The sequence below is a fragment of the Actinoplanes palleronii genome (assembly GCF_016862315.1).
Lineage (GTDB): Bacteria > Actinomycetota > Actinomycetes > Mycobacteriales > Micromonosporaceae > Actinoplanes > Actinoplanes palleronii.
In genome coordinates this window covers 44,759-57,252 of record NZ_BOMS01000106.1, presented here as the reverse complement: position 1 = coordinate 57,252, position 12,494 = coordinate 44,759, and the positions used below count along the sequence as shown (strand labels likewise).

Below are 12,494 nucleotides of genomic sequence, written 5' to 3'. Positions count from 1 at the left end.
GGGCTGCGGTGCGGCGCGAGCCGTACCGCAGCCCGGTCTCTCACGCGCCGGGGTAGAGGTGCGACATGAAGCGCCCACCCCAGTCCATGGTGCCGGTCGGTACGTAGTAGTCCTTCTCGTCGACGATCTCGTCCCAGTGCGCGGCCACGTTCTCGGCGCTCGGCACCCCCTCGGCGGTGTCGAGCCAGCCCGGCGTGAAGCCGAGGAACCACCGCCCGAACCGTTTGGCGCCGGCGACCAGGATCTCGCCGTTGACCGTGCACGACTCGTGCGCGAGGTAGGCGACCATCGGGGAGACGTTCTCGGTCGACATCACCGCGGCGCGCGCGGTGTCCATCTGGTTGCTGGTCACCACGTTCGGCTTGGCGGCCGATTCGCTGGGCCGGGTCACCGAGTTCGGCGCGACGCAGTTGACCAGGATCCCCTTCGCCGCGCTGGAGAACGCGAGGCTGCGGGTGAAACCGATCAGGGCGCCCTTGGCCGTCGCGTACGCGAGGTTGTCGGCCAGCCCGAGCATGCCGGTGGACGCGGTGGTGATCACCCGGCCGTAGCCCTGCTTCTCCATGTGCGGCCAGGCCGCCCGGGTGGTGTGCCAGGTGCCGCGCAGGTGCACGTCGAGGGTCAGCTCCAGGTTGTCCGCGTCCGCCTTGGGGAAGCTCGCCCACCGGGAGATCCCGGCGTTGTTGACCACGATGTCGACCCGGCCGAACTCGCGCACGGTGTCCGCCACCAGGGCCTGGCAGCCGGCCTCGGAGCCGACCGAGTGGGTGTCCGCGAGCGCGGTCCCGCCGGCCGCGACGATCTCCGCGACGACGTCGTTGGCGGGCCCGGCGTCGCTGCCCTCGCCCTCCTTGGAGCCGCCGACGTCGTTCACCACGACCGTCGCGCCCCGGGAGGCCAGCAGCAGGGCGTGCGCCCGGCCGAGGCCGCGCCCGGCGCCGGTCACGATGGCCACCCGGCCGTCGAAGCGGAGTTGCTCAGTAGCGTCCATCGGGTCTCCCTTTTCTTAACCAGTGCTCAGATCCTACGACGGAAATCAGCTAGAAACCTGCTACGAACGTCCAAGAAGTATTCAATTTTTGAGCACAGCGGCTTATATTTGCCCGCAGAGCGCTGCTTCGGCGGCGCAGAGTGCCGCTTCGGCGGCCATGACCGAGCGAGGGTGAGTCAATGGCAGAGCGGACCGACCACGACGTCGACGTGGAAGTGCTGGTGATCGGGGCCGGTGTCGTCGGCGTCTACGCGCTCTACCGCGCGATCGACGCGGGCTTCTCGGCGCGCACGCTCGAGGCCGGCGACGGCGTCGGTGGTGTCTGGTACTGGAACCGGTACCCGCAGGCGCGCTTCGACTCGGAGAGCTACACCTACGGCTACCTGTTCTCCAAGGAGCTGTTCGAGGATTGGCGCTGGAAGGAGGAGTTCGCCACCCAGCCCGAGATCGAGAGCTACCTCAACCACGTCGTCGACCGTTTCGACCTGCGCCGGCACATCCACACCGGCCAGAAGGTCGCCTCGGCGGTGTACGACGAGGCCGCCAACGTGTGGGTGGTGACCACCGAGAAGGGTGACGTGGTCCGGGCGCGCTGGGTCATCTCGGCCACCGGCGGGCTCTCGGTGCCGCACTATCCGGAGCTCGACGGCCTGGACGACTTCGCCGGGCAGGCCCATCACACCGGAGCCTGGCCGCACACGCCCGTCGACTTCGCCGGCAAGCGGGTGGCCATCATCGGCAACGGCCCCAGCGGCGCCCAGCTGCTGCCGGCGATCGTCGACGTGGTGGCCTCGGTCGACCTCTACCAGCGCACGCCGACCTGGACCACCCCGCTGAACAACGGCCCGCTCACCGACGAGCGCCACCGCTGGCTCAACGACAACTGGGAGACCGTCGTCAAGGTGCTGAGCACCTCGCCGTCCGGCTTCCTGCACGAGCCGGCCGGCAAGTTCTCCACCGCCGACTCACCGGAGCAGCGCCAGGCCTTCTTCGAGACGATGTGGAAGGCGCCGGGCTTCGGCAAGCTGACCATGAACTACTACGACATGACCACGAACCGCGAGCTCAACCTCGAGTTCTGCGCGTTCCTGGCCGGCAAGATCCGCTCGATCGTCCAGGACCCGGTGACCGCGGAGCGGCTCATCCCGACGGACCATCTGTTCGGCGCGAAGCGGCCGCCGTTCGTGGCCGACTACTTCGAGTCGTTCAACAAGCCGGCCGCCTCGCTGATCGCGCTGCGCGAGACGCCGATCGTCCGGGTCGACGCGACCGGTATCGAGACCACCGAGAAGCACCGCGACTACGACATCATCGTCTACGCGACCGGCTTCGACTTCGGCACCGGCGCGCTGACCCGGATGGGCGTGCAGGGCCGCGAGGGCCTGGACCTCAGCAAGGGCTGGGAGGACGGCCCGGCCGACTTCGGCGGGTTCAGCGCACACCAGCTGCCGAACTTCTTCTTCCCCGGCGGCCCGCACGGCGCCGGCGGCGGCAACTACCCGAGGTACTCCCAGGACCAGGTGGACTGGATCACCGCGACGATCGTGTACGCGCGCGAGCACGGCTTCGACGTCTTCGAGCCCACCGCGGCGCACCAGGACGCGTGGATGTCCATGATCGAGACGCTGGCTCCCAAGTCGATCTTCTCGGCTGAGCACAGCCACTACTACGGCGCCAATGTCCAGGGCAAGCCCCGCAAGTTCCTGCTCAACCCCGGCGGGCGGCCCAAGCTCCACGACATGCTCGGCGAGATGTCCTCGACCGAGAACTACACCGGTGCGTTCAGGAAGAAGGTCGTCAACGATGCCCACCACTGACCCGCGGCGCGAGGCGCTGCTGGCCCTCAGCAACCCGATCGAGGGCAAGGAGGCCGAGTTCCGCGAGTGGTACTGGGGGACCCACATCCCCGAGATCCTGGCCCTGCCTGCCTTCGTGGCGGCCCATCGCTACGTGGTGCCACCGGACGTCACGCTCGGCGTCTCGCACCGCTACGCGACGCTCTACGAGGTGGAGGGCTCGGCCGACGAGGCCCGGACCCTGCTGTACACCTCGAACCTCAGCGGCAGCGACGCGCTCGACGTGACGACCGCGGTGGTCCTGCCGATCGCCCCCGGCGACTGAACGAATACCCGGAACAGCGTGCGGGCCCGGCTTCACCGCGAAGCCGGGCCCGTGCGCGTCAGAGGAAGGGAGTCAGAGGAAGGGAAGGGGTCAGGAGACCGAGTGCGCGGCGTCGGACCGGGACCCGGTGAACCGGCGGGTCAGCAGCGCCGCGGACTCCTTGACCAGCGTGGTCAGCTCGCTGGTCTTGGTGGCGTTGAAGCGCGTCTCGGGAATGGTGATGCCGACGTCGCCGATCACCACGTCGGCCGGCCCCATCACCGGGGCGGCGATCGCGATCGCGCCGTCGATCCGCTCGCCGTGCGACAGCGCGTACCCGTCGCGGCGGATCTGCGCGAGTCGCTCGGTGAGCTGGCCGGCGTCGACGAGCGTCCGGTCGGTGAGCGCCTCGAGGGCGCCGCCGGTGATCTCGCTCTGGGTGTCCTCGGGCAGGAAGGCCAGGATCGCCAGTCCGCTCGCGCCCGCGTGCAGCGGCAGCCAGACACCCTGCGGAACGGTGTAGCGCAGCGGGTGCGAGGATTCGACCGACACCGCGAACATCAGCCGGCGGCGCTGTTCGTTGTAGACGGCGAAGAAGGACGACTCGCCGCTCTGCGCGCTCAGCTCGGCGAGCACGTCGTTGGCCGCCTCGCGGATCGGGAAGCGGGTGTTGGCCGTCCAGGCCAGCCGCAGGAACTCCAGCCCGAGCCGGTAGTTGCCGGCCGGGGTGCGCGAGACCATCCCCAGCTCCTCCAGGTCGCCGAGCAGCCGGTGGGCGGTGCTGGCGCTGACGCCGAGCCGGACGCCGAGCTCGCGCACACCGTACGACTGCTCGCCGCTGTCGACCATCAGCGTGATGATCTCGAGCCCGCGGGCGAGGGGATGCCGCTGGCGGTCGGGGGTGCTCGCCGCTCCGTTTGTCTGCGCGTCCACGGCCTGCTCCCTCGTGATGTCGGCTGCTCCCGACGCCGGACCATTCCGCACAGCGGGATGGAGATTCTCTTAAACAAAACAGTAGCAGGACTGGCAAGTGAACCAGCATAGGAAGAGGCCTCCCCGCTGACCAGCGGGGAGGCCTCTTCGGTGGTGCGTGGGGTCAGGAGCCTGCGGACGTCCGCACGCCGGCGGCGGTCAGCATGTCCGCCCGGTCGTGCAGCTTGACGCGCTCACGCCCGCGGTCCGCGCCCAGGCGCGCCTCGGCGGCCTCGATCAGCTGCCAGCGTGTCCAGTCGACGACCGGCACACCCCGCGACGCCAGCAGCGCGTCGATCGCCGCGGGCGTGCGGCCGGGGTCCGGCAGCGTCGCCGCGTCCGCCAGCACGGACGCGGCGGTCTCGCTGGCGCACAGCCGGTTCGTGCCGATCACGCCGCTCGGGCCGCGCTTGGCCCAGCCGACGACGTACAGGCCGCTGAGGTGGCCGTCGCGGTCCAGGACCCGGGAGTCGCGGTGCGGGATCGTGCCGGCCGCGTCGTCGAACGGGGCGCCCTGCAGCGGCGTGCTGCGATAGCCGACCGCGGGCAGGACCAGCCCGGCGTCGACCTGCTCGACGACCGTGGGATCGCTCGTGCGGGCCAGCCGCGCCGCGGTGACGGTGGTGTCGCCGAGGAACGCCACGGGTGTCCGGTCGAACAGCAGCCGGATACGCCGGTCCCGGCCCCGAGGTTCTCGATCGGCGATCTTCTGCAGCGAGGCCAGCAATCGCTTGGCGGCCGGCTGAGCGGCCACCCGCGCCTGCTCGGTTTCGGACAGCGTCAGGTCCTCGGGCGCGACGACGAGGTCGGCGCTCTCCACCTCGGCCAGCTCCAGCAGCTCCTTGTTGGTGAACTTGGCGAACTGCGGGCCGCGGCGCCCGACGACCAGCACCTCGCGGACCGCGTGCCCGGCCAGCGCCTCGACGACGTGCTCGGGCACGTCGGTGCGCCGCAACTCCTCCGGGGTGCGCACCAGCATCCGGGCCACGTCGAGCGCCACGTTGCCCACGCCGACCACCAGGGCCCGCTCGGCCGCGAGCACCGCGGTGTCGAAGCTCGCGTCCGGGTGCCCGGAGTACCAGGACACGAAGTTGCGGGCGGCCAGCACGCCGGTCAGGTCCTCGCCCGGGACGCCGAGCGGGCGGTCCAGCGGCGCGCCGGAGGCCAGCACGACCGCGTCGTAGTGCGCGCGCAGCTCGTCGAGCGTGACGTCGGCGCCGACGCTGACGTTGCCGAGGAACCGCACCCGGTGCGAGTCGAAGACCTCGGCCAGCTGGGCGACGATCGACTTGATCTTCTGGTGGTCGGGTGCGACGCCGTAGCGCACCAGCCCGAACGGGGTGGGCAGGCGTTCGAACACGTCCACCGCGACGTCGTGCTCGGTGTCCTCGGTGAGGATCTGCGCGCAGAACAGCCCGGCCGGGCCGGAGCCGACGACGGCGACGCGGAGCCGGCGGCCCATCAGCTCGCCTGGTGGGGGAGCGCCACGACGTAGTCGACGTCGTGGTCGATCCTGCCGAGCTTGCGGGCGCCCTTGAGCGGACCGGTCCCGACGAAGAACTCCGCGTTGAGGTCGAGGAACTTCTCGTCGTCGCCGGCCAGGTCACCGTCGTACCGGATGGCCGACATCGGACACACCTCCTCGCAGGCGCCGCAGTCGATGCACTGGTCGGGATTGATGTACATCATCCGGCCGCCCTCGTAGATGCAGTCGGCCGGGCAGACCTGGATGCAGCTCTTGTCCTGAACGTCGACGCAGCCCTGCGTCACCACGAATGTCATGTCATCTCCTGGGGTGTTCTTTCAACAGAACAAAGATTTCGTACGGCGGGGAGCCGCGCCGGGAGCCGGACCATCGCCCCGGTCGAGCGTTCCGTTGTCCGTGGCAGGCGTGCGTGCGATCGGAACGGTCAGGTCAGTCGGCGAGCGAGAGGGCGCGGCCCGGGCAGACGTTCACCGCTTCGCGGGCCCGGGCGAGCTCGTCGCCGGCGTGCGGCTCGGCGCGCAGCAGCACCACGAGCCCGTCGGCGTCGTCCTGGTCGAAGGCGTCCGGGTCGACCAGGACGCACTGGCCGGCGCCGACGCACCGGTCCCGGTTGGCCACGATGCGCATGCTCACCACGCCACCTTCAGCTCGTTGACGCCGTAGTTCGGGCCGTTCTCCTTGAACGGGATCTCGTCGAACGGGACCGCCAGGCGCAGGGTCGGGATGCGCCGTAGCACGGTCGCCAGCACCACCTCCAGTTCCAGGCGGGCCAGGTTCTGCCCGAGGCACTGGTGCGGGCCGAAGCCGAAGGCGAGGTGATTGCGGGCCAGCCGGGTGAAGTCCAGCTCGTCCGGCTCGGGGAAGACCGAGGCGTCCCGGTTGGCCGTGTTGGCCAGGCCGAACACCGTCTCACCCTCCTTGATCAGGACGCCGCCGATCTCGATGTCGGCCAGGGCCAGGCGCTGGTGGCCGACCTCGGCGATGGTGAAGTAGCGCAGCAGCTCTTCGACCGCGCCGACGGTGATGGCCGGGTCGTCGCGCACGGCCTCGAGCTTCTCGCGCTTGTCCAGCAGGGTGGCGATGGACAGCGAGATCATGTTGGCGGTCGTCTCGTGCCCGGCGATCAGCAGCAGGAAGCCGATCGGTCCCAGGTCCTCGGGCGAGACGCCGGCGGCGAGCTGGCGGCTGAGCAGGTCGTCGCCCGGCTGCTTGACCTTCTGCTGGACGAGGTCGGCGATGTAGCCGCGCAGGTTGGCGACGGCGGCGCCCTTCTGCTCCGGGGTGGTGTCGATGCGGGAGAAGTTGGCGCTGTTCTCCTGGAAGAAGTCGTGGTCCGCGTACGGCACCCCGAGCAGCTCGGAGATCACCATCGACGGGATCGGCAGCGAGAGCGCCTCGACCAGGTCGACCGGGGCGGGGCCGGCGAGCAGCGCGTCGATGCTCTCGTCGACCATCTCCTGGATCCGCGGCCGCCAGGCGCCCAGGCGCGACACGGTGAACTCGCCGATCAGCGAGCGGCGCAGCGCGGTGTGGTCCGGCGGATCCATCTCGATGAGCCCGGGCTTGTAGTCCGGACCCATGTGGGCCATGTGCGCGGGGTGCCGCGGGTCGCGGCGGTCCGAGCTGAAGCGGGTGTCCATGAGCATGGCCCGGACGTCCTCGTGCCGGGTGAGCACCCAGAGCCGGCGACCGTCGGGGCGCTGCACCCGGCTGATCGGGGCCTCGGCCTGCAGGCGCACGTGATCGGCCGGCGGCCGATAAGGGTCCGTACGGGTGAACGAGATCGTCGGTGACGTCATGGCGTACTCCTGGGAGCGGGCTAGTCTGTAAACGGAATGTCATCGTCCGGTTATGACTGCGAGGCTAGTCACATGATGTCGCCTGCGGCCATACTTTTCGTAACAGGATTTTAAAAAAGTGGTTGCTGAGCCAGTGTTGCGGGCGGACGCCCGCCGAAACCTGAACCTGATCATCGCGACGGCCCGGGAGCTGTTCGCCGAGTCCGGTCTCGACGTGCCGATGGAGGCGATCGCGCGCCGGGCCGGCGTCGGGGTCGGCACCCTGTACCGGCGTTTCCCGGACCGCGGCGAGTTGGTCGCCGCGGTGGCCGCCTACACGTTCCGGGCCGTGCTGGTCGACCTGCGGGCCGCGACCGACGCGACGGCGAGCGCGTGGGACGCGTTCGTCCGGCTGCTGACCGGCTCGGAGAACCTGCTGCTGACCATCTCCCTCGCGTTCCTGTCTCCGCAGGCCTGGACGGCGGTGCACGCCGCACCGGAGTCCCGCGACGTGCACCGCGAGATGATGACCGCCCTCGACCGGCTGGTGAGCGACGCGCAGCGCGAGGGGGCGATCCGCGCGGACGTCGGCGCCGGCGACGTGCTGAGCCTGGTGTCGCTCGTGCTCGGCTCGCAGCCGTCGGCGGCCGGCTCCGCCGAGCGCGTGCGACACCAGCGCTGGCTGTGGCTGGTGCTCGACGGTCTCCGGGCGCGACCGGGCAGCCCGTTGCCGGGAACCGCGGTCACGCTCGGAGACCTGAATCTCGATGTCGTCGACAATTAAGCCTTATCGCTTAATGATAGGCTTGTTCGGGTCAGCCCGCGAGGGGCGTCAGCGCGCCCTTCGCGGTCGCCGCGGCGTCCTGCTCGCCGGCGGACTCGCCGAGCGAGCCGGTGCGGATGAACAGCGCCACCACGAAGGCCGCCACGGCGCAGACCGCGATGATGGTGAACAGCTGGTTGTAGCTGGCGTGGGTGCTGAACGGCGTGCCCTCGATGAGGTTCCGGGACAGGATCGTCGTGCCGACCGACGTGCCCACCGCCGCGAAGGCGTTCTGGGTGACCATGTAGAAACCGGACACCTCACTGGTGTTCTCGCTGTGCACGCCCTCGACGACGAGGTTCGGCAGCGAGCTGAGCATGAAACCGGTCGCGCAGGTCAGCACGAGCTGCGAGACGATCCAGCCGGCCACCGTGCCGAGCAGCAGGGCCGACAGGATCGCGGCGGCCAGGCCGAACGCGGCCCCGATCAGGAACGCGTTGCGGGAGCGGCCACCCCGGGAGATGCGTCCGCTCAGCGGGGCGATCGCGAAGCCGAGCAGCGAACAGGCGAAGGAGATGTCACCGGCGACACCGGCGCTCAGGCCCAGCCCGACCGGCGCGATCGTCGGCATCTGCATGACCAGCTGGCCGAGGAAGCCCGAGATGCCCAGGGTGCCGAACGAGACCAGCATGGTGACGAGCAGGGTCAGGCCGATCTTGCGCGAGGCGAAGTAGCGGACGTTGAGCAGCGGGTTGTCGGTGTAGAGCTCCCAGGCCAGCCAGGCGGCCAGCACCGCGAGGCCGCCGGCGATGAAGGCCCAGGTCTTGCCGCTGTCCCAGCCCCACTCGTGGCTCTGGTTGATGCCGTACATGGCCAGCGCGATACCCGGTGCGAACAGGATGCCGCCGAGCCAGTCGATCTTCTCGAAGCCGGTGCGGCTGACCGCGGCCGGCAGCAGGAACGCGCCGGCCGCCGTGACCAGGGCGAGCACCAGGGAGACCACGAAGATGTAGTGCCAGCCCCAGGCGTCGTAGATGTTGCCGGCCACGATGTTGCCGGCCGCGCCGCCGCACATAGCCGCACCGGCGACCGTGGCCACGGCGACCGGCAGGTTCTTGCGCGGCAGGTTCTCCCGCAGGATGCCCACGCAGAGCGGGACCAGCCCGCCGGCGAGCCCCTGGATCGAGCGGCCGACGACGAGCACGGCCAGGCTGTCGGCGAACAGGCTGACGACCGAGCCGACGACTGACGCGAGCAGGACGACGATCAGCACGTTGCGGCGCCCGAAGGCGTCACCGAGGCGACCGCTGATGGCGGCCGACGCGGCGCCGACCAGCAGGAACCCGGTGAGGATCCAGCCGGCGGCGCTGGGTGTGGAGTGGAACTGCTCGATGATCCCGGGCAGTGCGGTGTACATCATCGTCGCCTCGAAGGAGCTGACGACGGCGGCCAGGATCAGGATCGTGATGATCAGCGCCTCCGGGCGCGAGGAGCGCGGCTCGGCCGCCGGATCGGTGGTAGTGGGCATCTTCGCCTCTTTCGTGTGGCCTCGGTGGCCGTGCTCGTCCGGTGCGGCGCCGCACCACAGTGAGCCACGGAGTTCTGAGCGGAAGTAATCACCGTGAGGGAGTGTTCCGTTATAGAGAACGCATGATCCCTATAACGTGATCGAGTGTGTTGGAGGTAACAATCACTGTCAAGCACGTGTTACGGGAAACGACGTTCTAGGTCGTCTCTTGACAGTGACCAGCGGTCGCCGGATGCTGTTCGTGTTTACAATGAAACAGTCGTTCCATTTAAGGGAACGGTGTGCTGCCAACGGCGCGGCCCGCGGTGGCGGTGAGCGGAGGTCAGATGTCCAGCCAACTCAGCGCTGATCAACCGGCGGGGCGCGAGCGGTTCGCCGCCCGGGACGCCGAGGTGCCCCTGCGGCACCCGGATCGGTTCTTCATCGACGGGCGATGGGTCGCCCCGGCCACCCCGGCGAGCTTCGGCATCGTCGACCCGGCCACCGAGGAGCTGTACTACCGCGTCTCGCTGGCCGGCGAGGCGGACATGTCGCAGGCCATCACCGCGGCCCGCACCGCGTTCGACCGCACCGGCTGGTCGCTGCTGGCGCCCGCCGAGCGCGCCGAGTGGGTCCACAAGCTCGCCGAGGGGCTGCGGCGCCGCGCCGACGACGCCGGACTGCTCTGGACCCGGCAGGTCGGGGTGCTGCAGACGATGGCGGTCGCCTCGATGGCCCGCGTCGGCGCGACCTACGACTTCTACGCGGACCTGGCCGGCGACTTCGCCTGGGAGGTGCGGCACACCCCGATGCAGGGCGGCTTCGGCGTCGTGGTGCGCGAGGCGATCGGCGTCGTCGGCGCCATCGTCGCCTGGAACACGCCCGCCTCGCTGATCGCCTACAAGGTCGCCCCGGCTCTGGTCGCGGGCTGTACGGTCGTCGTCAAGGCGCCGCCCGAGGCGCCCGGTGAGGCGTACGTGCTGGCCGAGGTCGCCGAGGAGATCGGCCTGCCGGCCGGCGTGCTCAACGTCCTGACCGCGGACCGAGAGGCGTCGGAACTGCTGGTCCGCGACCCCCGGGTCGACAAGATCGCCTTCACCGGCTCCAGTGCGGTGGGCAAGCGGATCGCCGGCATCTGCGGCGAGCGGATCGCGCGCTACACCCTCGAACTCGGCGGCAAGTCACCGGCGATCATCTTCGACGACTACGACCTGGACACGGCGGCCAAGGCACTCGCCGCCGCCGAGTGCACCCTCAACGGGCAGGTGTGCGCGTCGCTGACCCGGGTGATCGTCACCCGGGACCGTCACGACGCGTTCGCCGAGGCACTGGGCAGCCACTTCGGCGCCGCGCGGATCGGCGACCCGTTCGACCCGGCCGCGCAGATCGGGCCACTGGCCATGGAGCGCCAGCGCGACCGGGTGGAGAGCTACATCCAGCAGGGTGTGGCCGAGGGGGCGCGGCTGGTCAGCGGCGGCGGCCGGCCCAAGGACTTCGACCGCGGCTACTACCTCGAGCCGACCGTGTTCGCCGGCGTCGACAACCTGTCCACGATCGCCCAGGAGGAGATCTTCGGCCCGGTGCTGTCGGTCATCCCGGCCGACAGCGAGGAACACGCGATCGAGCTGGCCAACCAGACCGTGTTCGGCCTCAACGCCTCGGTCTTCACCAACGACATCGACCGCGCCTACTACGCGGCACGCCGGATCCGCTCGGGCACGGTGGGGCACAACGGTTTCCGCAGCGACCCCCGGATGGGCGTCGGCGGGTTCAAGCAGTCCGGCTTCGGCCGCGAGGGCAACCGCGAGGGGCTCCTGCCGTACCTGGAGCCCAAGAGCGTGATCCTCGACGAGCTCCCGGCCGGCTACGGCCCGCACCTCTGACCAGCCAGCTTCCGCCGACTATTCAACGCAGGAGACAGTCATGCCAGGACGCCTTGAGGGCAAGGTCGCCTTCATCACGGGAGCCGCTCGCGGCCAAGGTCGTACCCATGCGGTGCGGTTGGCCCGCGAGGGCGCCGACATCATCGCCGTGGACCTGCCCGAGGCCATCGACACGGTGCCCTACCCGCTCGCCGGCAAGGACGACCTCGAGGAGACGGTACGACAGGTCGAGGCGCTCGGCCGCCGGATCGTCACCCGGCCGGCCGACGTCCGGGTGGCGGCCGACCTGCGGGCCGCGGTCGAGGCCGGGGTGGCCGAGTTCGGCCGGTTGGACATCGTGGTGGCCAACGCCGGCATCCTGACCATGGGCAGCGACACGGTGAAGGCGTTCCTCGACGTCGTCGACGTGAACCTGGTCGGGGTGTTCAACACGGTGGCCGCCGCCGAGCCGCACCTGCGGGCCGGCGCCTCGATCATCCTGACCGGCTCCACGGCCGCGCTACTGGTCGGCACGGTCGACCGGGGCGGGCCCGGCGGTCTGGGCTACGCGCACGCGAAACGGCACGTGGCCCGCCTCGGGCACGACCTGTCCCGGGTCTTCGCGAGCCGCCGGATCCGGGTCAACGTCGTGCACCCCACCAACGTGCACTCCGGGATGATGGACAACGACTTCATGTACCACGCGTTCCGGCCCGACCTGGACAGCCCGACCAGCGAGGACATGATGCCGGCGCTGGTGGACAAGTCGCCGATGGGCGTGCCGTGGCTGGAGCCGGAAGAGGTCTCCGAGGCGGTGCTGTACTTCGCCTGCGACGAATCGCGGTGGGTCACCGGCCAGCAGCTCAAGCTCGACGGCGGCCAGCTCGGTCCGGTCACCGACCCGGGAGTCCCCGCCTAGCCCCTCATGCGTGCGGAAAGCCAGTGTGCCCGGACCGGTTCCGGTCGCACTGGCTTTCCGTGTTTGCGCAGCTCAGAGCCGCTAAATATGGCTCATTCTAGTTATGGCACGTGGTG

At 70.0% G+C, this 12,494-nt stretch carries 12 protein-coding genes; 5 read left to right on the top strand and 7 right to left on the bottom strand.

The annotated features are described in order from the left end of the window. Nucleotides 1-40 precede the first annotated feature (40 nt). Complete coding sequence (locus Apa02nite_RS33175) at nt 41-991, bottom strand: SDR family NAD(P)-dependent oxidoreductase (RefSeq protein ID WP_203828556.1); 951 nt, start codon at nt 989-991, stop codon at nt 41-43. Nucleotides 992-1,170: 179 nt separating this feature from the next. On the opposite strand from Apa02nite_RS33175, the gene Apa02nite_RS33170 reads away from it, so the two are divergent. Continuing rightward, entirely contained in the window at nt 1,171-2,808 is a 1,638-nt protein-coding gene (locus Apa02nite_RS33170) for a flavin-containing monooxygenase (RefSeq protein ID WP_203828555.1), read from the top strand. Continuing rightward, complete coding sequence (locus Apa02nite_RS33165; RefSeq protein WP_203828554.1) at nt 2,795-3,112, top strand: DUF4286 family protein; 318 nt, start codon at nt 2,795-2,797, stop codon at nt 3,110-3,112. Before Apa02nite_RS33170 ends, Apa02nite_RS33165 begins: the two co-directional genes overlap by 14 nt. A gap of 90 nt (nt 3,113-3,202) precedes the next feature. Here Apa02nite_RS33165 and Apa02nite_RS33160 read toward each other — a convergent pair whose 3' ends face one another. From Apa02nite_RS33160 to Apa02nite_RS33140, 5 genes are all read right to left on the bottom strand, one after another. Then, nucleotides 3,203-4,024: an IclR family transcriptional regulator gene (locus tag Apa02nite_RS33160; RefSeq protein WP_203828553.1), complete on the bottom strand. Its 822-nt coding sequence runs from the start codon at nt 4,022-4,024 to the stop codon at nt 3,203-3,205. Between the two features lie 163 nt (nt 4,025-4,187). After that, nucleotides 4,188-5,525, bottom strand: coding sequence for an FAD-dependent oxidoreductase (locus tag Apa02nite_RS33155; RefSeq protein WP_203828552.1), 1,338 nt, complete (start codon nt 5,523-5,525; stop codon nt 4,188-4,190). After that, nucleotides 5,525-5,845, bottom strand: a complete 321-nt coding sequence (fdxA, locus tag Apa02nite_RS33150; RefSeq protein ID WP_203828551.1) for a ferredoxin — start codon at nt 5,843-5,845, stop codon at nt 5,525-5,527. The genes Apa02nite_RS33155 and fdxA overlap by 1 nt, the downstream gene beginning before the upstream one ends. Nucleotides 5,846-5,978: 133 nt before the next feature. Then, on the bottom strand, nt 5,979-6,176 hold the full coding sequence (locus Apa02nite_RS33145) for a ferredoxin (protein ID WP_203828560.1): 198 nt from the start codon (nt 6,174-6,176) through the stop codon (nt 5,979-5,981). A 2-nt stretch (nt 6,177-6,178) separates the two neighbouring features. Next, nucleotides 6,179-7,348 (bottom strand): cytochrome P450, encoded by a 1,170-nt coding sequence (locus Apa02nite_RS33140; RefSeq protein ID WP_203828550.1) that lies wholly within the window; start codon nt 7,346-7,348, stop codon nt 6,179-6,181. A gap of 118 nt (nt 7,349-7,466) precedes the next feature. On the opposite strand from Apa02nite_RS33140, the gene Apa02nite_RS33135 reads away from it, so the two are divergent. Next, a complete protein-coding gene (locus tag Apa02nite_RS33135; protein ID WP_203828549.1) occupies nt 7,467-8,111 on the top strand; it encodes a TetR/AcrR family transcriptional regulator in 645 nt (214 codons plus the stop codon). 31 nt (nt 8,112-8,142) lie between these two features. Here the strand turns inward: Apa02nite_RS33135 and Apa02nite_RS33130 are convergent, their stop codons facing one another. After that, a complete protein-coding gene (locus tag Apa02nite_RS33130; protein WP_203828548.1) occupies nt 8,143-9,618 on the bottom strand; it encodes an MFS transporter in 1,476 nt (491 codons plus the stop codon). A gap of 326 nt (nt 9,619-9,944) precedes the next feature. On the opposite strand from Apa02nite_RS33130, the gene Apa02nite_RS33125 reads away from it, so the two are divergent. Both Apa02nite_RS33125 and Apa02nite_RS33120 read left to right on the top strand, forming a co-directional pair. Further along, nucleotides 9,945-11,480, top strand: a complete 1,536-nt coding sequence (locus Apa02nite_RS33125) for an aldehyde dehydrogenase (RefSeq protein WP_203828547.1) — start codon at nt 9,945-9,947, stop codon at nt 11,478-11,480. A 40-nt stretch (nt 11,481-11,520) separates the two neighbouring features. Further along, nucleotides 11,521-12,378: a mycofactocin-coupled SDR family oxidoreductase gene (locus tag Apa02nite_RS33120; protein WP_203828546.1), complete on the top strand. Its 858-nt coding sequence runs from the start codon at nt 11,521-11,523 to the stop codon at nt 12,376-12,378. The last annotated feature ends 116 nt before the right edge of the window (nt 12,379-12,494 follow it).